The sequence below is a fragment of the Mesorhizobium sp. WSM4308 genome (assembly GCF_002294905.1).
Lineage (GTDB): Bacteria > Pseudomonadota > Alphaproteobacteria > Rhizobiales > Rhizobiaceae > Mesorhizobium.
The window spans coordinates 57,410-78,977 of sequence record NZ_NSFW01000018.1 but is presented as its reverse complement, the minus strand read 5'-3'; the positions used below and the strand labels follow the sequence as shown (position 1 = coordinate 78,977).

Sequence of the window (21,568 nt, the reverse complement as noted above, 5' to 3'; positions counted from 1 at the left end):
GCGTTTTTCAGGATCATGGCCTAGCGATATCGGCCTAGACGTTATGCCCCGCCGCCGCGAACCATGGTGACGAAACGAACCTGCTCCTCGGGCGTGTCCTTGAAAACGCCGGTGAAGGTGGAGGTGAGCGTGGTGGAGCCCTGCTTGCGGATGCCGCGCATGGCCATGCACATGTGCTCGGCCTCGATCATGACGGCGACGCCGCGAGGGTTGAGCACATCCTGGATGACGCCGGCGATCTGCGCGGTCAGAGCTTCCTGCGTCTGCAGGCGATGGGCGAAGATATCGACGACCCGCGCGATCTTGGACAGGCCGACGACCTTGCCATCCGGCAGATAGCCGACATGCGCCTTGCCGATGATCGGCACCATGTGGTGCTCGCAATGCGAATGGAACTGGATATCCTTGACGATGACGAGATCGTCGTAGCCGGCGACCTCCTCGAAGGTGCGGCCGAGTTCATCGGCCGGGCACATGTCGTAGCCGCCGAACATTTCGCGGTAGGCCTTGGCCACGCGCTTGGGTGTGTCGATCAGCCCCTCGCGGTCCGGATTGTCGCCGGTCCAGCGCAGCAATGTGCGCACGGCGGCCTCGACCTCGGCCTCGCTCGGCCGGTCGGTGACCGGCTTTTCCATGTAGACGGACTGGGGCATGAGTTTCTTGATGACGGCATCCATAAAAGGCGTCTCCCGTAGTTCCTCTCCAAGGAGGAACGAGTTGAACGGACCACGACCTTTCGGTGTCGGAAACTCGCCCCGTTTCCAGCCCCGTAAGCGGCGTGAACTTCCCGGCCAGGACAGGGGCGCTGATCGCCTTGTCGTTACCGGACTGCCAGCATTATATAAGGTCGTAGCGAGCGAAAGGAAGACGCAGCAGCGGCAATCGCTGTTCGCTTGGCGGCGACGGATTGGAAAATAATGATCAACGAAGTCTACAACGCGAAAATTCTCGGTTTTGCCGGAAACATCGCCCGAATCGGCCGGCTCGAGCATCCGGACGCGACCGCCAAGGCGCATTCCAAGCTGTGCGGTTCGACCGTTACCGTCGATCTCAAGATGGAGGACGGCGTGGTCACCGACTTTGCCCATGACGTGAAGGCCTGCGCGCTCGGCCAGGCGTCGTCCTCGATCATGGCGCAGCATGTCGTCGGCGCGAGCGCCGAGGAATTGCGCACGGTGCGCGACGCCATGCTGAAGATGCTGAAAGAGAATGGCGCGCCGCCGGAAGGGCGCTTCGCCGACCTCAAATATTTGGAGCCGGTGCGCGACTACAAGGCACGGCACGCCTCGACCATGCTGACCTTTGACGCCGTGGTCGACGCCATCGGCCAAATCGAGAAGAAGCGCGCCGAACAGGCGGCCTGATCTTGCCATTTCCCGTTCTGACGATGCGCGGACTTCGCGGCAGCCCGCGACACCGACCCTTTCATGGCCTGGTGTTCGTCTGGAGCCTTGCCGGCGCACTCATGTCAGGCTGTGGCTCGAGCCGGGCCGACGTGGCAGTCACGCGGGATATCCACGACTATCTCATGAAGGCTATCCAGACCTGTTGGGCAGTGCCTGCAAATGCCACGAGTGTTGCGCGCGTCCGGATCAGCCTGAACAAGGACGGCTCTCTCGCCGGTCCGCCAAAAATCCTCGATCCTGTCACACCACAGCCGGACAAGGTCGCCGAGGCTGCCGTCCGGGCCATCAAGCGTTGTGCGCCGTTTCCCGGCCTGACGTCCTATGCGGCGCACTACGATCTGTGGCGCGAGGTCGTCCTCACATTCCACCCGGCACAGGACACGTCGGGCGGGCGTCCAGCAGTCGGGGTAAACGACATCGACAAGCTTCTCGATAAATACAAGAACGCAAAGTAGCGGGAGCCCCGGCCCGGAAACCGGCTTAGACCTTTGCTTCCAATGTCCGTCTGCTTGAGGCAAATTCACTTCGGATCCAGTCGGCGAACGCTGCGGCCGGCTCGGAAAGCTCCTTCAAGCTCCTGGCCACCAGCCAGTAGCCGCCGGACGCAACGTCGATGTCGAACGGCTTGACCAGCGCGCCGGTTTCGAGCTCGTTGCCGATCTGCAAGAGATCGCCCAACGCCACGCCATGTCCGAGCAGGGCGGCCTGCTTTGAAAGCGATATATCCGCCAGCATCGGCCCGCGCGCGGGCACGGCATCGGCCGGCACGCCGGCGGCTTCGAACCAGCGCGTCCAGCCCTGGCGATTCTCCTCATGCAAAAGTGTGTAGCGGGCAAGGTCGATCGGCTTTTCGAGGGGAGGGCCCGAGGCGAGCAGCGCCGGCGACAAAACCGGAGAATCGACTGTGGAGGCAAGCCGCTCCGCCTGGTTGCGCGGCCACGAGGTCGCCTTTGCGCTGAAGCGCAAGGCAAGCTCGGGCTGATCGCTGCGGAATTCGATCAGCCTGGCATCGACTTCGAGGGACACGTCGATATCGGGCCGCAACTGGCGAAACCGGTTGAGCCGAGGCACCAGCCAGACGGAGGCAAGCGACGGCTCGACGCTGACGCGAACCACGGATTGCGCGGGGGCGGCGACCAATTCCGAAAGCAGTTTGTCGATGTCGTCGAAACTCCTGACCAGTTGGGCGAGCAGCCGGCGGCCGGTGTCGGTCAGTTCGACGCGGCGATGGTGACGTTCGAACAAGGGCTGGCGCAGGAAGGTTTCAAGTTCGCGGATCTGGCGGCTGATCGCCGCCTGGGAAACGAAAAGCTCCTCTGCGGCCTTGCTGAAGCTCAGGTGCCGGCCCGCCGCCTCGAAACTTCTCAATGCAGTCAACGGCAGCCGCCCGCGCTTCATTCGCATAACCCAGGATTATCCGAAGTGGAAATTATACTCGTTTGAAGGCCAAGGCCAGCGGCGATCTAATCGCGTCAAAGGAGACCGACCATGATCCAGTTCCTGAGCATCCTTGGCGATGTCATGCGGATCGCAACATTCCAATGGTGTGACGAAAGCCACCATGCAAAGTGCGGCGAGGAGCCTGTCCGCAACGGCCGCTGGGCGCCTCCGGTTGACAGGCTGCCGTCTCGTCGCTCCCGCCCATGACAGCACGGGGGAGGGATTGCGTTCTCCCGACGAAGCTCACATCTATCGCACGGGAAACGCGATACGGAGACTGCGGTGCACGACCCGCACGGGCATGCCCATACTGTCAGACCGCCGGGGCGAGGGCGCAACTGGCCCGGCCCGTGGCGCAAGACGCCTGGCCGTCTCGTCGGCACTTCGCTCGTGCGTCTCTACCAGCTGACGCTGTCCGGCTTTGTCGGCAATTCCTGCCGGCATCTGCCGACCTGTTCCGAATACGCGCATGAGGCGATCGCCCGCCACGGCCTGTGGGCCGGCGGCTGGATGGGGTTTTTCAGGGTGCTGCGCTGCGGGCCGTTCGGCACGCACGGTGTCGACCTCGTGCCGGAGTTGCTGGCGGATCGCTACGTCTGGTTCATGCCGTGGCGATACTGGCGGATCGGCAAGAAGCGTGGCGAAGCAAAGGGCTGATCGCACCTGACGGGTTTTGCGCGGGCGTCTCGTTCTTTACGAACTGGTAGGGTTAACGCCAGCCTGCACAACAACTGCGCATTTGAGACAAAATCGAGACAAGAGACCTCGCTAAGCCCGCTCGCGAACACCCTTCTGGAGCGAGCATCAATGCGTAACATCGACCGTCTTCCCTTTATCCTGGCTGGAGTCCTCTTCCTGCTCGCCTGGTTGCTGGGGTTCCCGATGCGCGCGCAATCGGCGCCGCTTGGAGATGTGCAGTGCACCCTCATTGCCGATGCGGCGAGCGGCAAGGTGCTTTACCAGGACGGCACCTGCGACCAGCGGTTCAGCCCGGCCTCGACGTTCAAGGTGCCGCTTTCGCTGATCGGCTATGACGCCGGCATCCTGGGCGACGAGCACACGCCGAGCTGGGACTACAAGCCAGAGTTCGCGGCCGTGAAGCGGGACCAGAAGACAGTCGACCCGACGATCTGGGAGAAGGATTCGATCCTCTGGTATTCGCGTGAAATCACTCGCAAGCTTGGACCCGAGAGCTTTGCCGGCTATGTCTCGAAACTCGACTATGGCAACAAAGACGTTTCCGGCAATCCCGGCAAGAATGACGGGCTTACCCATTCCTGGGTCAACTCCTCGCTCAAGATCACGCCGGTCGAGCAGGTCGATTTCCTGCGCAAGCTGCTGGCGCGCAAATTGCCGGTCTCGGCCAAGGCCTACGACATGACGTCAGCCATCATCCCGACGTTCCAGGCCGGAGGCTGGACGGTGCAAGGCAAGACCGGCAGCACAAGGCTGGCCAGTGATGCCGACAAGATCAGGGACAAGCGTTCGCTCGGCTGGTTCGTCGGCTGGGCGAAAAAGGACGGCCAGCAGATCGTCTTTGCCCGCCTTGTTGTCGATGCCACCCGCACCGATATGCCAAAAGGCCTCAAAACGCGGGCGGCGTTTCTGAAAGACCTGCCACTGCTGGTGAAATAGGTCGCTCAGATGCTCCGGCGCGCGCGGATGATGTGGCCGCCGGAATTGTTCGTCATTTCCTTCGGGGCCTCGGAAAAACGGGCGGCGATATCGCCGCTCTCGATATCTTCAATCTCGTCGAAGCCGAGCTCGCCCATGGATTTCGCCAGCTCGGCCGGCACGAAGAAGCTGATCCATGGCTCCCCGACAGATGCGACGCGGGCCGCATGGAAGGCCAGCGCCGCCTGTCCAGCCGCGCCGCGGTTCGCAGCCGGTTCGCTGTAGTCGAACACGACCTCCGAGCCGGGGACACTCGCTATCCAGGACAAGGTTTTGAAGATCGCTTCCTTCGTCAGGTAGGGAACGACCCCCAGCCAGATGAAGAAGCTCGGCGCGGTCGACTGCAAGCCTGCCGCGGCCAGTTCCGCAGACAGGCTTTGCCGCTCGAAATCGACCGGCACGAATCTGGTGGCGGCTGGCTCGGCGAGGCCGTTGTCGGCAATGCATTTGCGTTTCCAGGCTTGCGTGGCCGGGTGATCGACTTCGAACACGCTGAGGTCGGGATACGGATTGCGCAGCGAAAACGTGTCGAGGCCGGCGCCAAGCACGACGAGTTGGCGGACACCGCGATGCACCGCCGCCGCCAGCCAGTCCTCGGCGAAGCGGGCGCGCGCTGCCACGAACAGGCGCATGCGCCGGCGGCGCTCGTCTTCCTGTTCAAGCTCGCGCGCCGCGGGAGCGGCTTCACCCAGAATCGCGATCGCGTAGGGATCGCGAAACAACCCTGCCTGCGGTGAAAATTGATGCAGAGCCCTCATGCGGGCGACGCCAAGGGCGGTTCGGCTGGGTGTTGCGTTTTCCATATCGGCAATTCCAGACGATTGCGGGGATGTTCGCAAGCCTGGGCGGAGGGCTGCGACATCACTGCCGACATTTCCTGACGGCCGGCCAGTCAGCACTCTTTACCTGGCCCGGCACTGCCTCTAAAACCCGCGCGCTGCCGTTTGTCCATGTGATTTGGCGCATCCGGCTTTATCTTCTGTATGTCGTAACCCCGGGACCATCATACATTTTTGGGTGACATACATTTCAACCACCCGCGCTCGTTTGCGGGACTGGATAGGAGAACCATATGCTGAATTCCGTTTCCCTGACATTTCCCGATGGCTCCGTCCGCGACTACGACGCGGCGATGACCGGTGCCGGCCTTGCCGAATCGATCTCGAAGTCGCTGGCCAAGAAGGCCGTCGCCTACGCTATTGACGGCACCGTGCGTGACCTCAGCGACCCGCTCGGCAAGTCCGGCAAGGTCGAGATCATCACCCGCGACGATGCGCGCGCTCTCGAGCTTATCCGCCACGACACAGCGCACGTGCTGGCGGAGGCCGTGCAGGAATTGTGGCCGGGAACGCAGGTGACCATCGGTCCGGTGATCGAGAACGGATTCTATTACGACTTCGCCCGCAACGAGCCGTTCACACCGGACGACTTTCCGGTGATCGAGAAGAAGATGCGCGAGATCATCGCGCGCAACAAGCCGTTCACCAAGGAAGTCTGGTCGCGCGACAAGGCGAAAAAGGTCTTCGCCGACAAGGGCGAGCGCTACAAGCTGGAATTGATCGACGCCATTGCCGAGGATCAGGACCTCAAGATCTATGCCCAGGGCGACTGGTTCGATCTCTGCCGTGGCCCGCACATGGCCTCGACCGGCCAGATCGGCAACGCCTTCAAGCTGATGAAGGTGGCCGGTGCCTATTGGCGCGGCGATTCGAACAACCCGATGCTGACGCGCATCTACGGCACGGCCTGGGCCGACCAGGCGCAGCTCGAAGCCTACCAGACGATGCTGGAGGAGGCCGAGAAGCGCGACCACCGCAAGCTCGGGCGGGAGATGGACCTCTTCCATTTCCAGGAAGAGGGGCCGGGCGTTGTCTTCTGGCACGCCAAGGGCTGGAAGATGTTCCAGAACCTGGTCAATTACATGCGACGCCGCCTCGACGAGCAGGGCTATCAGGAGGTCAACGCGCCGCAGGTGCTCGACAAGAGCCTGTGGGAAACGTCGGGCCATTGGGGCTGGTATCGCGACGCCATGTTCAAGGTGACGGTTGCCGGCGACGATACCGACGACGACCGCGTCTTCGCGCTGAAGCCGATGAACTGCCCTGGCCACGTGCAGATTTTCAAGCATGGGTTGAAGTCTTATCGCGATCTGCCCGTAAAACTTGCGGAATTCGGCAATGTGCATCGCTACGAACCGTCGGGCGCGCTGCATGGGCTCATGCGTGTGCGCGGCTTCACGCAGGATGATGCGCATATCTTCTGCACCGAGGAGCAGCTGGCGTCGGAATGCCTGCGCATCAACGATTTGATCCTGTCGACCTATGCTGATTTCGGTTTCGACGAAATCAGCGTCAAGCTGTCGACGCGGCCGGACAAGCGCGTCGGCACCGACGAGGCCTGGGATCATGCCGAGGCGATCATGGGCAGCGTGCTGGAGACGATCAGGACGCAGTCCGGCAACCGGATCAAGACCTCGATCAATCCGGGCGAGGGCGCCTTCTATGGGCCGAAGTTCGAATATGTGTTGAAGGACGCCATCGGCCGCGAATGGCAATGCGGCACCACGCAGGTCGATTTCAACCTGCCGGAACGCTTTGGCGCCTTCTATATCGGCTCGGATTCGGAGAAGAAGCAGCCGGTCATGGTGCACCGCGCCATCTGCGGTTCGATGGAGCGCTTCCTCGGCATCCTGATCGAGAATTATTCCGGCCATTTCCCGCTGTGGTTCGCGCCGCTGCAGGTGGTGGTGGCAACGATCACATCGGAGGCGGACAGCTACGCGACCGAGGTGGTGGCAAAGCTGAAGGCCGCCGGTCTGCTGGCGGAAGCCGATCTGCGCAACGAGAAGATCAACTACAAGGTCCGCGAACACTCGCTGGCCAAGGTGCCGGTCATCCTCGTGTGCGGCAAACGCGAGGCGGAGGAACAGACGGTCAACATCCGCCGGCTCGGCTCGCGTGACCAGGAATCGCTTGGCCTCGCCGAGGCGATCGCGCAACTGACCGAAGAGGCCGTTACGCCGGACCGCAGGCGCAAACGCGCGGCCTGATCCGATAGTTCCCAGGAATGGCGGTGGAGCGATCCACCGCCATTTTCATATCTCTGTCACGCCAACCTTGTAACGAGCCCTCATGCTCAAGCTGAAGACGCGCGAAAAACCGTTTCCCGAGCTTTCCTATGCCAATCCGCGACAGCCGGCACTGACGCGCTGGGTCATCCATTCCATTGAAGGCCTGTCGGGGCGCGACCGCTATGCCGCGCTCTATGATTTCTGGCGCCGCCAGGTGGTGCCATCAGGCGAGCGCGTGTTCAGCCGCATGCTCGACCTGATCGACGTGCGGATCCGCACCGCCGACCAATGGCCGCCCGCACCATTGCCGGACACACCGCTGGTGATCGTGGCCAACCATCCGTTCGGCATTGGCGACGGCATTGCCGTGCTGTCGCTGGCGGAGCAGTTGGGGCGGCCGTTCCGGGTGATGATCCACAAGGATCTGCTCAAGATCCGCGAGATGGAGCCCTATTCGCTGCCGATCGACTTTTCCGAGACCAAGGAAGCGCTGAAGAACAACATGGCCGTGCGCCACGAGGCGGTACGGCTGCTGAAGGAGGGTGTCACCATCGTGGTGTTCCCCGCCGGTGGTGTCGCCACCGCGCCGAAAGGCTTTGGCCGGGCGCGCGACCTGCCATGGAAGATGTTTCCGGCGCGTCTGGTGCAGGATGCCAAGGCGTCCGTCATTCCGATGCATTTCTCCGGACAGAATGGCAGGCTGTTCCATCTGGTCAGCGGGCCGATGAACATGGCCGAGCGCGATGGCCGCGTGGCCAAATTCGTCGGCAAGGCTTCGCTGACGCTGCGCCTTTCGATGCTCATCCACGAATTCGCGCGGCTGTCCGGCAAGGCGATCGACGTGCGCGTCGGCGACGTTCTGAGCTGGAGCGAACTGGAGCCGCTGCGCGACCGCAAGGCATTGCTCGACCGGCTTTACCGCGGTGTGTTCGACCTGGCACCGCAGGTGCCGCGCCGCCGGATTCCCTTCCTGCCCGCGCGGACCAAGCTGGCCGCCTGAAAGCTAGAGAATTCGCAGCGGAGGCTAGTCCGCGCCTTCTTCGGGGTCCATGGCCGCCGCTTCGGTCGCCAGAACCTCGATTTCCTGATTCTGCCCGGCCACGACCGTGAAATCCTTCTGATAGATGCGGTCGCGGTTCTTGGCGATGATGGTGTAGTCGCCCTCGGCAAGCACCATCGAGGCGAAGGCACCGACGGTCTCCTTGATCGGATCGCCGGATTCGTTCAGCAGCGACCATGACGTGTCGGCGATGGCCTCGCCACCGGCTTCGCGCACCAGCTTCATGGTGATCTCGGCGGCATGATGCTCGACAGTGGCTTCCGTCAGCTTGCCGGCCTCGACGCGAATGTCGGAGCGGATCACCGCATTGACCGCACCGTAGGTCGAGACGACATGGTAGATGCCGGCATTGAGCCGCACGACGCTGTTGGGTTCGACATCGGGAATGATCAGCGCGCGGTCGCCATTGGCCTCGGCGGTGCCCTCATAGATCGAGAAGCGCAGTTTTTTCGGGGGAATGCGCACGCCGCCGGACAGGACCGCATCGAGCTTCAGGCCACCGGCGTCGAGCACCAGGCTTTCGCGCTTGGCTTCCTTGCCGACAGTGATGCGCTTGGTGGCGCCGGCGCGGCCATAGGAGGCATGGACCAGATAGCTGCCGGGTTCGAGCTGGAAGACGGCGCTGCCGCCATGCGCGGAGGCGACCATCGGCAATTTGCCGTTGACGGCTTCGGGCTTGAAGACACGCCAGACGAGGCCGCGGGTGATATCGGTGCCCTTGTCGGTCAGCTGCGCCGACAAAGTGATGGCGCCACCGCCGCCGAGCGCCAGCGGGGCTTCGCTCTTTGGCGTCGCGTAGCTCGAAATTCCGGGGAGTTTCAGGTCGCTGACGCCGTCCTTTTCCTGCCCAGCAGCCAGGGAGACCGGCAGCAGGAACAGCGCGGCGCAGAGCCAGACCAGGAAAAGACGCAGTCGCCCCTCAAACATGCCTTGCGTTGAAGCCCATGGCGGTGGCAATTTCAAGGCTTAAGAGTCCGATCGATAGACTCTTCAGCCGGCGCTTGCGCGCCTTTGCCCGAGCCGCCCGAATTCCCGATGGTGCGCTTCAGCTCAAAACAGAGTGTTCAGGAGACTTGCGCCCATGGCGTCGCCGATCATCGACTTCCTGCTGACCCGAAATTCAGCGCCGATTCCGGACCTCAAGGAGCCGGCGCCGAGCGACGCCGATATCGCAACGATGATCGCCGCCGCCACGCGCGTGCCTGACCATGGCCGGCTCGAGCCCTGGCGCTTCATCCTCTATCGCGGCGATGCCCGCATCGAGATCGGCAGGAAGCTGGCGACGCTTGCCGAACAGCGGGAAGGGCCGCTGCCCGAGGGCCGCCGCAACCAGGAACTGGCGCGCTTTTCCCGCGCGCCGCTGGTGATCGGCGTGGTGTCGGTGCCGAAAGAGAACCCCAAGATCCCGCAATGGGAGATGTTCCTGTCCGGCGGCATGGCGGCGATGAACCTTATGATCGCAGCCAATGCGCTGGGATATGGCACCAACATGATCAGCAACTGGTATTCCGACGTGGCGGAGGGCAGGGCGATCCTCGGACTGGCGCCGCAGGAGCGCGTCGTCGGTTTCATCCATATCGGCTCCTATGCCGGCCCGGCGCCGGAGCGGCCACGGCCCGATCCGGCAAAGCTCTATGCCGACTACTCAGGAGCCTGGGCAGGCTGAATGTTCTACGAGCCGCCCAAGGGACACGGGCTGCCGCACGATCCGTCGAAGGCGATCGTGGCGCCGCGGCCGATCGGCTGGATATCGACGCTGAACGGGGCAGGCGAGATCAACCTGGCGCCATACTCCTTCTTCAATGCTGTTTCGACGCGGCCGTTCATCGTCTGGTTCTCCTCGGAGGGCGAGAAGGACAGCGCCACCTTTGCCCAGGAGACCGGCGAGTTCGTCGCCAATCTGGTCAGCCGCGATCTCGCGGAGAAGATGAATTATACGTCCGTCAACGCGCCGCGCGGCGTCAACGAGTTCGTCTATGCCGATCTCGCCATGGCGCCTTCGCGTCTCGTGAAGCCACCGCGCGTGGCGGCCGCGCCTGCCGCGCTGGAATGCCGGGTGACGGAGGTGTTTCGCCCTAAGGCGCTGGATGGAACGCCGACGAGCGCCGTCGTTGTCGCCGGTGAGGTGGTCGGCGTGCACATTGACGACGCCTTCCTGAAAGATGGCCTGTTCGACATCATCAAGGCTGGCAATGTGGCTCGGCTCGGCTACATGGACTACGCCTGCGTCAATGAGGTCTTCTCGATGCGCCGGCCACGCTGGAGCAAGGAGTAGGTTTCTGGACCTGGCAAGTCACCGCGCCTTGTCGGCTTTCCGTCGGGCCGTCATGACGGCTCTGATATAGCCGGGTTCCCCGATCCGAATGCTGCCGTCGGGAAGGCCGAGGATGCGATCGAGAGCGATTTCGTAGAGCCTGACGCGTTGTTCCAGGACTTTGATCGCGACCTCCATATCGGCGTCGCTACCGCCGGCGATCGCCTTGGCGACGACATCGTGCGTGGCCAAGCCGAACTGCATGACGATATCGGCGACACCCTCCGGATCGAAGGTCCTGAAGGTGCCGTCTTCGACACCTTGCCGGATGATCTTGACCAGCAGGGGCGAAAACGACGCGTTGGCTGCCAGGTTGATGCGGTGGAAAAGCACCAGATTCTCCGGCCGGAACATCGTTTCGAAAAGAGCCCAGGCCTCCGCCGCGGTCTCGATCTTGGCCTGCCGCGACTGGCTGAGCAGGCTGTTCAGCCGGCCAAGTGGGTCGAGGCCGGGATCGTCGAGTATACCCTGGACCCCAGCCAGTGCCTGCCGCGCGAAACGGTCAGCCAAGGCTTCCAGAAGAGCCTCCTTGGAGGGGAAGTAGTGATAGAAGGCGCCCTTCGAGATGCCGGCGGAGGCAATCACGTCGTTGAGGCTCGCTCTGTCGTAGCCCTGCGTCAGGAACAGGGCCTGGGCATGGTCCAGAATGTCTTCTCGCCTGATCTCTGGATGCTTGATGACACGGGGCATGACGAAACCTTCTGCACGCGACGGTCGTTCCCGTCCAGCACGGATATCAGATAGTCCGCTTGAATTACAGACCAGTGGTCGGTATGATAGACCATTGGTCTGTTTCAGCCAATGCGGGCGAGGGGCATAACGTGGAAGGTCGATCATGATCGCGAAATTGGTGCTTCAGACATTCATCTGGTTCGGCGTCATGGGCGCCTTGCTCTTCCTGTCGGCCGGAACGCTGCATTGGCCGGGGGCGTGGGTCTATCTGATGGTGATGGTGGGGCTCAGCCTCACCATGGGCGTGGCGCTGGCGCGGCGCGATCCGGGCCTGATGAACGAGCGGCTGAGCCCTCCCATCCAGAAGAATCAGACCGCGGCCGACAAGGTCCTGCTCTCCATACTTCTCATCGGCATCTTCGGCTGGCTGAGCTTCATGGGATTCGACTTCCGTTTCGGCTGGTCGGCGGTCCCCTTCTGGGCGCAGACGGTCGGCGCGCTGGTCCTGCTGGTCGGAATCTGGATCTGCTACCTGACCATGCTGGAGAACAGTTTCGCGGCACCCGTGGTGAAGATCCAGGCCGAACGTGGACAGCGCGTGATCACCACGGGACCCTACAGCTACGTTCGCCACCCGATGTATGCCGGCGCCATCCTCTTCTTCGCCGGCACCGCACTCCTGCTTGGCTCCTGGTGGGGGCTGGTATCCGTGCTCGTGTTCATCGTTCTCCTCGCCATGCGCACCTTCATTGAGGAGAAGACCCTGCGCACCGGCCTGCGCGGCTATGACGACTACGCAACCCGGGTCCGCTACCGCCTGATCCCGATGGTCTGGTAGCCGCCGCACCAGACCGGCGCGTCAGGTTCGCCTCACGGCGGCTTCCTTGGCAGTGACCGCGAAAAACGATTCCCCTTCCTCCGAACACACGCTAAGAGAGCGGCTTCGGCGATGCGTTGGGGTTGGCGCATCGACCTTGGGGATAGTGCGGGGGCACCACTGGCATGAAGAGACGAGACACGCTGGAAACCCGGCTGCGCTACGGCTTTGACAAGAGCATGGCCGCCGGCCCGATCGCGCTGATCGGCTGGCTTGCAGTCGTTTCCCTGCTGATCATCATCGCCGCCGCGGCTTTCCTTGCCGTGACCCGCATCGCGCCGGAGGGTGGCGAGCCGCTGAATTTCTTCGAGGCGTTCTGGGAATCGCTGATGCGCACGCTCGATTCCGGGACGATGGGCGGCGACACAGGCTGGGCCTTCCGCCTCGTCATGCTGGCCGTCACGCTTGCCGGCATCTTCGTCGTATCGGCCCTCATCGGCGTGCTCAGCGCCGGCGTCGACGGCAAGCTCGACGAATTGCGCAAGGGCCGTTCTCGGGTGCTGGAGGCCGATCACACCATCATCCTCAACTGGTCGCCGTCGATCTTCGACGTCATCTCCGAACTCGTCATTGCCAATGCCAGCCGTCGCCGTCCGCGCATCGTCGTCATGGCCAATATGGACAAGGTCGCGATGGAGGATGAGATCGCGGCCAAGGTCGGCAAACTGGGCAACACGCGCATCATCTGCCGCAGCGGCGATCCGACCGATCTCTATGATCTCGCCATCGTCAATCCGCAGACCTCGCGGTCGGTCATCGTGCTGTCGCCGGACGGTGACGATCCGGATTCGCAGGTCATCAAGACGGTGCTGGCGCTGGTCAACGACCCAAGCCGGCGCACCGACCCCTACAACATCGCCGCCGAGATCCGCGACGGCAAGAATGCCGAGGTCGCCCGCGTCGTCGGCGGGTCCGAGGTGCAGCTCGTGCTGGCCGATCAGCTGATCTCGCGCATCGTCGTGCATTCGAGCCGGCAGTCGGGCCTCAGCGGCGTCTATTCGGAGCTGCTCGATTTCGACGGCTGCGAGATCTACACGACCGCGCAGCCGGAACTCACCGGCAAGACGTTCGGCGAGGCGGTGATGGCCTATGAGCATTGCGCGCTGATCGGGCTTTGCGACCAAAAGGGGCGCGTCAATCTCAACCCGCCGTCGGATACGGTGATCGGCAAGGACATGCGCGCCATCATCATCGCCGAGGACGATGCCGCGATCAGGCTCGGCAGCAATGGGATCAAGATCAATGCGGCGGCGATCCGCGGCCCCCGGCCCGTCGAGGCGAAGCCGGAGCGCACGCTGATCCTCGGCTGGAACCGGCGCGGTCCGATCATCACCTATGAACTGTCGCGCTATGTCGCGCCTGGTTCGATCCTGACCATCGCCGCCGATACGCCTGGCCTCGAGCAGGAAGTTGCCGGACTGCCGGTCGCCGGCGACAATCTGGAGGTTTCCTGCCGCATCACCGACACGTCGAGCAGCACGGCACTTTCAAGCCTAGACGTGCCTTCCTACGACCACGTGCTGGTCCTCGGCTACAGCGAAACCATGGCCGCGCAGCCGGCCGACACGCGCACGCTGGTGACACTGCTGCATCTGCGCAAGATCGCCGATGATGCCGGCCTGCACATCTCCATCGTCAGCGAGATGATCGACGTGCGCAACCGCGAGCTTGCGGCGGTGACCAAGGCCGAAGATTTCGTCGTCAGCAACCGGCTGGTCAGCCTGATGCTGGCGCAGGCGTCCGAGAACCAATATCTCGCCGCGATCTTCGATGATCTGCTCGACGAGCAGGGCTCCGAAATCTACATGCGGCCGGTCGCCGACTATGTCGCCATCGACCAGCCCTTGACCTTCTGGACGATCGCGGAATCGGCGCGGCTGCGCGGCGAGATCGCGATAGGCTACCGGCGCATCCGCGCCGGAGTTGCCGACCAGCGGGCGCTGGGCGGCGTCACCGTCAATCCCCTGAGGTCGGAAGCGCTGGCCTATCTGCCGGAGGACCGGATCATCGTGCTGGCGCGGGACTGACGAGCAAAGGCTCGCCAGACTAAGCGGAGAGCCCGGCTGCCTTGGCGCGTGCCAGCAGCCGTTCGGCCAGCCGCAGATGCGGGCGGTCGAACATCTTGCCGTCAATGCCGACGACGCCGGGATTCCCGGCCGCCTCGAACGCCGCGACGATCGCCGCCGACTGCTTCACCGCCTCGGCCGAGGGCGTGAAGGCGGCGTTGATCACGGGCACCTGATCGGGGTGGATGGCCATCTTGCCGGTGAAGCCGTCGCGCTCGGCCTCCGCGCATTCCGCGGCGAAGGCCGCCATGTCGCGAAAATTCGGGAACACGGTGTCGATCGCCGCGACCTCCGCGGCTGCGGCCGCCAGGATGGTCGTCAGGCGAGCGTGGCGGAACACGTCGGTGTAGCGTCCGTGCTCGTCGCGGGCCGTGCGCGCCCCGACCGCCGCAGACAGGTCTTCCGCGCCCCAGGTGAGACCGGCGAGCCGCGCGCTTGCGCCCGCGTAGGTCGCGGCGGCGAGCACACCCGCCGGGGTTTCGGTGATGATTGGCAGGATTTTGATCGAGCCGTCGGCCAAGCCGTTCTCGGCCTCGCGCACCCTGAGTTTTGCCGAGAGCTGCTGCACGTCCTGGCCGCAGTTGGACTTTGGCAGCATGATGCCGTCCGGCTTCGCCGGTACGAGCGCGGCAAGATCGTCATCCGTCAATCCGGTCGACAGGTCGTTGACCCTGATATAGATGGCCGAGCTGGTTTGCCCCCTGCGTTCGGCGATAAAGCGTGCCGCAATGTCTCGCGCCGTCGCCTTGTTCTGCGGCGCCACGGAATCCTCGAGGTCGACGATCACGACGTCGGCGCCGGCGCCGAATCCTTTTTCCAGCTTTCGCTCGGAATCGCCGGGGACAAACAGCAGCGAGCGCATCAGGCGACCTTCTTCAGCATCATCGCTTGCCTGGTGCACTTGGCGACCAGGTCGCCATGCTGGTTGTAGGCGCGATGTTCGAATTCGACGATGCCGCGATCCGGCTTCGATTTCGATTCCCGCACCGAGATGACAGTGGTCTCGACGCGGATGGTGTCGCCGTGGAAAACCGGATGCGGAAAGGTGGTTTCCTTCATGCCGAGATTGGCGACCGTCGTGCCGACCGTGATGTCATTGACCGAAATGCCGATCATCAGGCCGAGCGTGAACAGGGAGTTGACCAGCGGCTTGCCCCATTCGCTTCTGGCGGCGAAATCGAAGTCGATATGCAGCGGCTGCGGGTTCAGCGTCATCACCGAAAACAGCATGTTGTCGCTCTCGGTCACGGTCTTGCGCAGCGTGTGCCGGAAGACATGGCCGACGACGAACTCTTCGAGGTATAGGCCGGCCATTTTTCAGTCTCCTGCGCTGATTGACGGTTGATAGGCGCTGCATCCGGTGGTCGCAAGCCAGTTAATGAACATGGTGAACCGTTCGTAAACCATTTCTGCCTACCGTCTTCAGCGGGGCCGGAAACCTTCCGGCAAGGGGCGTAAGCAGGCGGGCATGGTTGTTGTTTCGCATTTCCTGAAATGGATCTACACGGCAAGAGTGTCCGAGCGCGCAGCCGCGGCCAATGCGCTGGCCCGGGCCTATGTCAATTCCGAATTGCCGTTCGAGGACCGCTGCGCCGCCGAGGCGGCGCTGACGCTGCTGCTCGACGATGCCTCGTCGAAAGTGCGGCTGGCGATGGCCGAAGCGCTCTCCATGAGCCACCACGCGCCGCTGCAGATCATCAGTGCGCTGGCGTCCGACCAGCCGGAAGTCGCCGGTGTGGTGCTGGCGCGCTCACCGCTGCTCACCGATGCCGATCTGATCAACCGCGTGGCGGCGAGCCAAAAGGCGACGCAGAAGCTGATCGCCGACCGGCCTGTCGTCTCGATGGCGCTGGCGGCGGCAATCGCCGAGATCGGCGAGTCGGAAGCCTGCGCGGTTCTGCTCGCCAATAGCGGCGCCGACATCGCGTCGCTGAGCTTCCGCCGCATGGCCGAACGCCATGGGCATCTGCCGCTGGTGCGCGAGGCGCTGATTTCGGACGCCCGTCTTCCGGCCGACTGCCGCCACATGCTGCTCATAAAGCTCGGCGAGACATTGAAGACTTCACCGCTGGTCATGGCATTGATGGGCGCCGCGCGGGCCGATCGCGTCCTGCGGGACGCCTGCGTCAAGGCCTCGGTGACGCTGATCGAGGGCACGCGCCAGGAAGAACATGCCGCGCTGATCGAGCATCTCAGGCTGCGTGGCGATCTCACCGCGAGCTTCCTCATCCGCACCATAGCGCATGGCAAGGTCGATTTCTTCGGCTCCACGCTGGTGGCACTCGGCCAGCAGTCCGAACCGCGGGTGAGGGCGCTGCTGGCCGGCGGCCACGATGTGGCCTTGCAGGCATTGTTCCGCGGCGCGGGCCTGGCTGCGGCAACGCATACGATCATCCTGCGTGCGCTGAAAATCTGGCGCGAGGTCGCCAATGGCAAGCGCGTCGCCGGCGTGCAGGAAGTCAGCTGGCTGATGCTCAAGGAGTTGGGCGGGCAATCCGCGGAAGGCGATCTCGCCGCCCTGGTCAAGTCGATCCATCTCGACGCGCTGCGCGAAAACGCACGCGGCCATGCGTTGGCGATAGCGGCGGCTTAGCCTCGGTCTTTCGCGAAGAAATCCGGAAAATCCTCCATCGCTGCGGCAATGATGCGCAGGGATGCCGCGATCTGCAGCATGTCGCCGGTGGCGTTGCGCTGGGCGATGCTCGCCGCATACTGCCGGGCGACAGCGACGGTCGCTGTCTGCGGATCACCCGGAGCGCGGAACAGCAGCTCGCGCGCCAGCCCTCTCAGGAAATTGGCGATCGAAAGTGCGGTTTCGGACGGGATGGCATGGTTTTGGTTTGTGCCGCGCAGCCTCAGGATCTCCAGGCCGACCGTCACGGCAGCAACGCCGCCGCCCAACACCGCCTCGCCCTTCCTGCCGGAGTTCTGCACCAGCGGCATCAGCTGGTTGACGCGGTCATAGGCGAGGCTTTCGAAGGCTGAACGCCTCGGCACGCGCTCGTGCAGGCAAAGCCGTGCCAAATCCTCGCGCATGGCCCGCACGATGCGGTTTGCCGCGAGCCACGGATCGGCGGGCAGCACGGCAATGAAGACGCCGATGGCCAGCAGGATACCAACCAGCACGGACGCCGAGCCGGCGAAGAACGGGCCAGGATCGTAGGTCATCGCCTGATGCGGACTGAGGAAAGCGAGGAAGTTGATGGCGAAGGCCGTGGCCACGCCGACATAGCGCGGATTGGCCATGCCCAGCGCCGTCGGCACCAGGATCGGCACGACAAACAGGACGAACCAGCCGAAGCCGGGCAGGGCGGGCAACGCTATCTGGCCTATGAGAAAGGCAAAGGGCAGGGCAAGCAGCGTTCCCTTGAAGAAGCCCCAGGACACCTGCACCGGATCGGGGCGAGCGGCGAAAAGGCTGGATACGACGGCAACGAGAATGACCGTACCCGCTGCCTCGGACCATTTCGTCGTCAGCCAGAAGGCCGCGACCAGCAAGGTGGCAAGGGCAGCGCGCACGGCATTGCGCGATGCGCCGGGGTAGTCGCGGTGCACCACCAGCGCAGGCTGCCTGCTGGCGCGGCCGGTACGTGTGACCGGCGCGCGCAAGGCATCGAGCCCGCGCAGCACCTGCTTGAGCGCCTCGGCAAAATCGGCGGCGATGGTGAGGCGCGTGATGGTGCCGACCCTGTCGTCGCCCTGGTCGACCGAGGCATCGGGCAGTTGCCGGGCCTTGGCCGAGATCGCGTCGAGCCGTTCCACCCAGGGTGCCGTATCGTCCAGTGCGCCGGGCTTTGCCGCCAGATCGCCGACAAGGGCCTGCAATTCCGAACGCACCGGGATGAGGGCGGCGTTTTTCGGCGCGGCGTGAGAATGCAGCGCGCGTGCCGCCGACAGGGCCGAGAGCAATTGTCCGATGGTGCGCCGAACCGGGTGGGCACGCGGCGCGAAGCTCGGCGCTTCCAGCCTGGCATAGGCGCGCATTTCGCCAAGTGTCTGGGTGTCCGCGACGAGTTTGCGATGGAGTGCGGAAAGTGTCGCTGTATCACCTCCCGAGAAGGCCCCTGCGGCATAGGTGGCAAGGTCAAGAATGCAGCGCTTCAGCCGCGATATGATGGCATCGCTGGCCAGTTTCGGCAGGATCAGCCTGCTGGTCACGCCGGCGCAGACGATGCCAAGCACGATTTCCGCGCAACGGGCGACAGCGAGATCGACGACCAGATGCGGCTGTCCGAAGGCAGGCAGGCCGATGATCATCGCCGTGTAGCCGGCAAGAGCCGCACCATAGGCTTCGGGATTGCGCAGCAGTGAGGAAACGAAGGTGCAGATGCCGATCCAGACGGCGAGCACCGTCACCAGAACCCATGGGTTGGTGCCGAAGACAGTGGTGATGCCGATCGCCGCCAGCCCGCCGGCCAGCGTGCCGAGCAACCGGTAGAAGCCCTTCGCCAGCACCATGCCCGCGACCGGCTGGGCGACGATGAACACCGTCATCATCGCCCATTGCGGGTGGTCGAGCTTGAGGGCATAGGCGGCGAGCAGCGCGATCAGGCCGGCCGAAACGGTGCGCAAGGCGAAAATCCAGTCCGAGCGCGTCGGCTGCGTCCACCCGGCCAGGCTCGTCTCGAAATAGGCCTTCAGCCGCGCCCAGGTCACATGCCGGTCTCCTTATCGGAAGCGCAAGCTAAACTGGCCAGCGGCTAGATATCCAGCACTTCCGTCTCGGCGAATTCGGCACGTTCCTGGATAAAGCGGAAGCGGGCTTCCGGCTTGGTGCCCATCAGAGCGTCGACCGCGTCCTTCGTCGCTGCCTCGGCGTCGATCACATCGACCCGCAGAAGCGTGCGCTTCCTCGGATCCATTGTGGTCTCCTTGAGCTGCGAGGCCATCATCTCGCCCAGGCCCTTGAAGCGGCCAAGTTCGACCTTGCCGCGCCCGGTGAATTCGGTGCGCAGGAGTTCGTCCTTGTGTGCGTCGTCGCGGGCGTAGGCGACCTTGCCGCCTTGCCGGATCGAGTAAAGCGGCGGCACCGCCAGATAGAGATGGCCGCCACGCACCAGCGCGGGCATTTCCTGGTAGAAGAAGGTGATCAGCAGCGAAGCGATATGGGCGCCGTCGACGTCGGCGTCGGTCATGATGATGACGCGGTCGTAGCGCAAATCCTCGTCGCGGTACTTTGATCGCGTGCCGCAGCCGAGCGCCTGGATCAGGTCCGATATCTGCTGGTTGGCGGCCAGCTTGTCATTGCCGGCGCTGGCCACGTTGAGGATTTTTCCGCGCAATGGCAGTACTGCCTGGCTGGCGCGGTCGCGCGCCTGCTTGGCCGAGCCGCCGGCGGAATCACCTTCGACGATGAACAGTTCGGCACCGGCCGCCGCGTTCTGCGTGCAGTCGGCGAGCTTGCCCGGCAGGCGCAATTTGCGCACCGCACTCTTGCGCGACACTTCCTTTTCCTGGCGCCGGCGCACCCGCTCGTCGGCGCGCGCGATCACCCATTCCAGCAGTTTCGAGGCTTCCTGCGGATTGTCGGCCAGCCAATGGTCGAACGGATCGCGGATCGCGGTCTCGACAATTCGAATTGCCTCGATCGTCGCCAGCCTGTCCTTGGTTTGGCCGACGAATTCGGGTTCGCGGATGAACACGGACAGCATGCCGGCCGCCGAGATCATGACGTCTTCCGAGGTGACGATCGAGGCGCGCTTGTTGCCGACGAGATCGGCATAGGCCCGCAAGCCGCGCGTCAGCACGTTGCGGAAGCCGGCCTCATGGGTGCCGCCTTCGCCGGTCGGGATGGTGTTGCAGTAGGAATTGATGAAGCCGTCGCCGCCGAACCAGGTCACCGCCCATTCGAGCGAGCCATGGCCGCCTTGCTTTTCGCTTTTTCCCGCGAAAATTTCCCGCGTCACCTGGAAGTCGTCGCCGAGCGACGCCTTGAGATAGTCCTTCAGGCCGCCAGGGAAATGGAACTCCGCCTTGGCTGGCGTCTGGTCCTTTTCCTTGATCAGCGAGGGATCGCAGGTCCAGCGGATTTCGACACCGCCGAACAGATAGGCTTTCGACCGCGTCATGCGGTAGAGCCGCGCCGGTTCGAAGGCCGCGCCCTTGCCGAAGATCTGCTCGTCGGGATGGAAGCGGATTTTCGTTCCGCGCCGGTTGTGGACCTCGCCAAGCTGCTCCAGGCCGCTCACCGGAATGCCGCGCGAAAAGCGTTGGCGATAGAGCTGCCGGCCACGCGCGACCTCGACCTCGAGATGATCCGACAGCGCGTTGACCACGGAAACGCCGACGCCGTGCAGGCCGCCGGAGGTTTCATAGACCTTGGAGTCGAACTTGCCGCCTGAATGCAGCGTCGTCATGATGACTTCGAGCGCCGGCTTCTTGAATTTCGGATGCGGATCGACCGGGATGCCGCGGCCATTGTCGGTAACGGTCAGAAACCCGTCGGCCGAAAGCTCGACATCGATGAAGGTGGCATGGCCGGCAACCGCCTCGTCCATCGAATTGTCGATGACCTCTGCGAACAGATGGTGCATCGCCTTGTCGTCGGTGCCGCCAATATACATGCCTGGCCGGCGGCGCACAGGCTCCAGGCCTTCCAGCACCTCGATGTCGGCGGCGCTATAGCCCTCGCTGCCATCCTTGGTCGCGGCCGGGCGCTTGGCTGCTGCCTGCACAAGCGGGTCGGCCGGGCGCGCCGGCGAGCGAACCGGCTGCGGCTGCTTGTCCATATTGCCGAAGAGATCGTTGTTGTCGTCCATGCCTGCCATAGGGTCCGGTGCTGCGAATCACCCGTCGATACTGCCACGCTTTTCAGCGCCAAGCGACGGAGGTTCCTGTTACGTTCGGGGATTTGACCCGTCTTATCCTAAAACCATTCGATAACCAAGCGGGCGGAAATAGGTCGAATGCCGCCTTTCAAGATTCCTGTTTCTTTAACAAACCCGCCTAGCGTGAGCCTAACAAAACAAGAAACGACGGGCATCAGGGGT

General features: G+C 63.6%; 20 protein-coding genes. 11 read left to right on the top strand and 9 right to left on the bottom strand.

What is annotated here, in order from left to right; translation table 11 throughout:
- Positions 1-41: 41 nt before the first annotated feature.
- The gene (gene folE / locus CK227_RS28395; protein WP_095772815.1) at positions 42-677 is read right to left on the bottom strand and encodes a GTP cyclohydrolase I FolE; all 636 of its coding nucleotides are present in this window, start codon (positions 675-677) and stop codon (positions 42-44) included.
- 240 nt (positions 678-917) lie between these two features.
- Here folE and CK227_RS28390 point away from each other — a divergent pair, with 240 nt between their 5' ends.
- Both CK227_RS28390 and CK227_RS28385 read left to right on the top strand, forming a co-directional pair.
- Positions 918-1,364: an iron-sulfur cluster assembly scaffold protein gene (locus CK227_RS28390; RefSeq protein WP_095772814.1), complete on the top strand. Its 447-nt coding sequence runs from the start codon at positions 918-920 to the stop codon at positions 1,362-1,364.
- A 2-nt stretch (positions 1,365-1,366) separates the two neighbouring features.
- Complete coding sequence (locus tag CK227_RS28385; protein ID WP_142876303.1) at positions 1,367-1,861, top strand: cell envelope integrity protein TolA; 495 nt, start codon at positions 1,367-1,369, stop codon at positions 1,859-1,861.
- Positions 1,862-1,886: 25 nt separating this feature from the next.
- Here CK227_RS28385 and CK227_RS28380 read toward each other — a convergent pair whose 3' ends face one another.
- Complete coding sequence (locus tag CK227_RS28380; RefSeq protein ID WP_095772812.1) at positions 1,887-2,804, bottom strand: LysR substrate-binding domain-containing protein; 918 nt, start codon at positions 2,802-2,804, stop codon at positions 1,887-1,889.
- A 324-nt stretch (positions 2,805-3,128) separates the two neighbouring features.
- Between CK227_RS28380 and yidD the strand changes: the two genes are divergently transcribed.
- Positions 3,129-3,503 carry a membrane protein insertion efficiency factor YidD gene (gene yidD, locus CK227_RS28370; protein ID WP_095772810.1) on the top strand — a complete coding sequence of 125 codons (375 nt, stop codon included), beginning with the start codon at positions 3,129-3,131 and terminating at the stop codon, positions 3,501-3,503.
- Between the two features lie 150 nt (positions 3,504-3,653).
- A complete protein-coding gene (blaOXA, locus tag CK227_RS28365) occupies positions 3,654-4,481 on the top strand; it encodes a class D beta-lactamase (RefSeq protein WP_095772809.1) in 828 nt (275 codons plus the stop codon).
- Between the two features lie 5 nt (positions 4,482-4,486).
- Here the strand turns inward: blaOXA and CK227_RS28360 are convergent, their stop codons facing one another.
- On the bottom strand, positions 4,487-5,323 hold the full coding sequence (locus tag CK227_RS28360; RefSeq protein ID WP_095772808.1) for a class I SAM-dependent methyltransferase: 837 nt from the start codon (positions 5,321-5,323) through the stop codon (positions 4,487-4,489).
- Between the two features lie 269 nt (positions 5,324-5,592).
- Between CK227_RS28360 and thrS the strand changes: the two genes are divergently transcribed.
- Positions 5,593-7,569, top strand: coding sequence for a threonine--tRNA ligase (gene thrS / locus CK227_RS28355; protein ID WP_095772807.1), 1,977 nt, complete (start codon positions 5,593-5,595; stop codon positions 7,567-7,569).
- Between the two features lie 82 nt (positions 7,570-7,651).
- Positions 7,652-8,590 carry a GNAT family N-acetyltransferase gene (locus CK227_RS28350; RefSeq protein ID WP_095772806.1) on the top strand — a complete coding sequence of 313 codons (939 nt, stop codon included), beginning with the start codon at positions 7,652-7,654 and terminating at the stop codon, positions 8,588-8,590.
- 24 nt (positions 8,591-8,614) lie between these two features.
- Here the strand turns inward: CK227_RS28350 and CK227_RS28345 are convergent, their stop codons facing one another.
- Positions 8,615-9,577 carry a hypothetical protein gene (locus CK227_RS28345; protein ID WP_095772805.1) on the bottom strand — a complete coding sequence of 321 codons (963 nt, stop codon included), beginning with the start codon at positions 9,575-9,577 and terminating at the stop codon, positions 8,615-8,617.
- A gap of 154 nt (positions 9,578-9,731) precedes the next feature.
- On the opposite strand from CK227_RS28345, the gene CK227_RS28340 reads away from it, so the two are divergent.
- Entirely contained in the window at positions 9,732-10,316 is a 585-nt protein-coding gene (locus CK227_RS28340; protein WP_095772804.1) for a nitroreductase, read from the top strand.
- Complete coding sequence (locus tag CK227_RS28335; protein WP_095772803.1) at positions 10,317-10,925, top strand: flavin reductase family protein; 609 nt, start codon at positions 10,317-10,319, stop codon at positions 10,923-10,925. It begins immediately after the preceding gene.
- A gap of 18 nt (positions 10,926-10,943) precedes the next feature.
- Here CK227_RS28335 and CK227_RS28330 read toward each other — a convergent pair whose 3' ends face one another.
- Entirely contained in the window at positions 10,944-11,654 is a 711-nt protein-coding gene (locus CK227_RS28330; protein ID WP_095772802.1) for a TetR/AcrR family transcriptional regulator, read from the bottom strand.
- 145 nt (positions 11,655-11,799) lie between these two features.
- Between CK227_RS28330 and CK227_RS28325 the strand changes: the two genes are divergently transcribed.
- Together CK227_RS28325 and CK227_RS28320 are read left to right on the top strand one after the other, a co-directional pair.
- A complete protein-coding gene (locus CK227_RS28325) occupies positions 11,800-12,474 on the top strand; it encodes an isoprenylcysteine carboxylmethyltransferase family protein (protein ID WP_095772801.1) in 675 nt (224 codons plus the stop codon).
- Between the two features lie 164 nt (positions 12,475-12,638).
- On the top strand, positions 12,639-14,540 hold the full coding sequence (locus CK227_RS28320) for a hypothetical protein (protein ID WP_095804213.1): 1,902 nt from the start codon (positions 12,639-12,641) through the stop codon (positions 14,538-14,540).
- A gap of 19 nt (positions 14,541-14,559) precedes the next feature.
- Here CK227_RS28320 and CK227_RS28315 read toward each other — a convergent pair whose 3' ends face one another.
- Entirely contained in the window at positions 14,560-15,441 is an 882-nt protein-coding gene (locus tag CK227_RS28315; RefSeq protein ID WP_095772799.1) for a CoA ester lyase, read from the bottom strand.
- On the bottom strand, positions 15,441-15,893 hold the full coding sequence (locus tag CK227_RS28310; protein ID WP_095772798.1) for a MaoC family dehydratase: 453 nt from the start codon (positions 15,891-15,893) through the stop codon (positions 15,441-15,443). The genes CK227_RS28315 and CK227_RS28310 overlap by 1 nt, the downstream gene beginning before the upstream one ends.
- A 154-nt stretch (positions 15,894-16,047) precedes the next feature.
- Between CK227_RS28310 and CK227_RS28305 the strand changes: the two genes are divergently transcribed.
- Positions 16,048-17,172 (top strand): DUF2336 domain-containing protein, encoded by a 1,125-nt coding sequence (locus CK227_RS28305; protein WP_095772797.1) that lies wholly within the window; start codon positions 16,048-16,050, stop codon positions 17,170-17,172.
- Here CK227_RS28305 and CK227_RS28300 read toward each other — a convergent pair.
- The gene (locus CK227_RS28300) at positions 17,169-19,235 is read right to left on the bottom strand and encodes an FUSC family protein (protein WP_095772796.1); all 2,067 of its coding nucleotides are present in this window, start codon (positions 19,233-19,235) and stop codon (positions 17,169-17,171) included. The genes CK227_RS28305 and CK227_RS28300 overlap by 4 nt on opposite strands.
- A gap of 44 nt (positions 19,236-19,279) precedes the next feature.
- Positions 19,280-21,337 carry a DNA topoisomerase IV subunit B gene (parE, locus tag CK227_RS28295; RefSeq protein ID WP_064984353.1) on the bottom strand — a complete coding sequence of 686 codons (2,058 nt, stop codon included), beginning with the start codon at positions 21,335-21,337 and terminating at the stop codon, positions 19,280-19,282.
- Positions 21,338-21,568 lie beyond the last annotated feature (231 nt).

Excerpts from the sequence above, each read along its gene's own strand:
- CK227_RS28340 (WP_095772804.1), top strand. The coding sequence starts at position 9,732 with ATGGCGTCGCCGATCATCGACTTCCTGCTGACCCGAAATTCAGCGCCG.
- CK227_RS28325 (WP_095772801.1), top strand. The coding sequence starts at position 11,800 with ATGATCGCGAAATTGGTGCTTCAGACATTCATCTGGTTCGGCGTCATG.
- CK227_RS28360 (WP_095772808.1), bottom strand. The coding sequence starts at position 5,323 with ATGGAAAACGCAACACCCAGCCGAACCGCCCTTGGCGTCGCCCGCATG.
- CK227_RS28330 (WP_095772802.1), bottom strand. The coding sequence starts at position 11,654 with ATGCCCCGTGTCATCAAGCATCCAGAGATCAGGCGAGAAGACATTCTG.
- CK227_RS28320 (WP_095804213.1), top strand. The coding sequence starts at position 12,639 with ATGAAGAGACGAGACACGCTGGAAACCCGGCTGCGCTACGGCTTTGAC.
- CK227_RS28335 (WP_095772803.1), top strand. The coding sequence starts at position 10,317 with ATGTTCTACGAGCCGCCCAAGGGACACGGGCTGCCGCACGATCCGTCG.
- CK227_RS28390 (WP_095772814.1), top strand. The coding sequence starts at position 918 with ATGATCAACGAAGTCTACAACGCGAAAATTCTCGGTTTTGCCGGAAAC.
- blaOXA (WP_095772809.1), top strand. The coding sequence starts at position 3,654 with ATGCGTAACATCGACCGTCTTCCCTTTATCCTGGCTGGAGTCCTCTTC.
- parE (WP_064984353.1), bottom strand. The coding sequence starts at position 21,337 with ATGGACGACAACAACGATCTCTTCGGCAATATGGACAAGCAGCCGCAG.
- CK227_RS28315 (WP_095772799.1), bottom strand. The coding sequence starts at position 15,441 with ATGCGCTCGCTGCTGTTTGTCCCCGGCGATTCCGAGCGAAAGCTGGAA.
- CK227_RS28380 (WP_095772812.1), bottom strand. The coding sequence starts at position 2,804 with ATGAAGCGCGGGCGGCTGCCGTTGACTGCATTGAGAAGTTTCGAGGCG.
- folE (WP_095772815.1), bottom strand. The coding sequence starts at position 677 with ATGGATGCCGTCATCAAGAAACTCATGCCCCAGTCCGTCTACATGGAA.
- CK227_RS28350 (WP_095772806.1), top strand. The coding sequence starts at position 7,652 with ATGCTCAAGCTGAAGACGCGCGAAAAACCGTTTCCCGAGCTTTCCTAT.
- CK227_RS28345 (WP_095772805.1), bottom strand. The coding sequence starts at position 9,577 with ATGTTTGAGGGGCGACTGCGTCTTTTCCTGGTCTGGCTCTGCGCCGCG.
- CK227_RS28305 (WP_095772797.1), top strand. The coding sequence starts at position 16,048 with ATGGTTGTTGTTTCGCATTTCCTGAAATGGATCTACACGGCAAGAGTG.
- thrS (WP_095772807.1), top strand. The coding sequence starts at position 5,593 with ATGCTGAATTCCGTTTCCCTGACATTTCCCGATGGCTCCGTCCGCGAC.
- CK227_RS28310 (WP_095772798.1), bottom strand. The coding sequence starts at position 15,893 with ATGGCCGGCCTATACCTCGAAGAGTTCGTCGTCGGCCATGTCTTCCGG.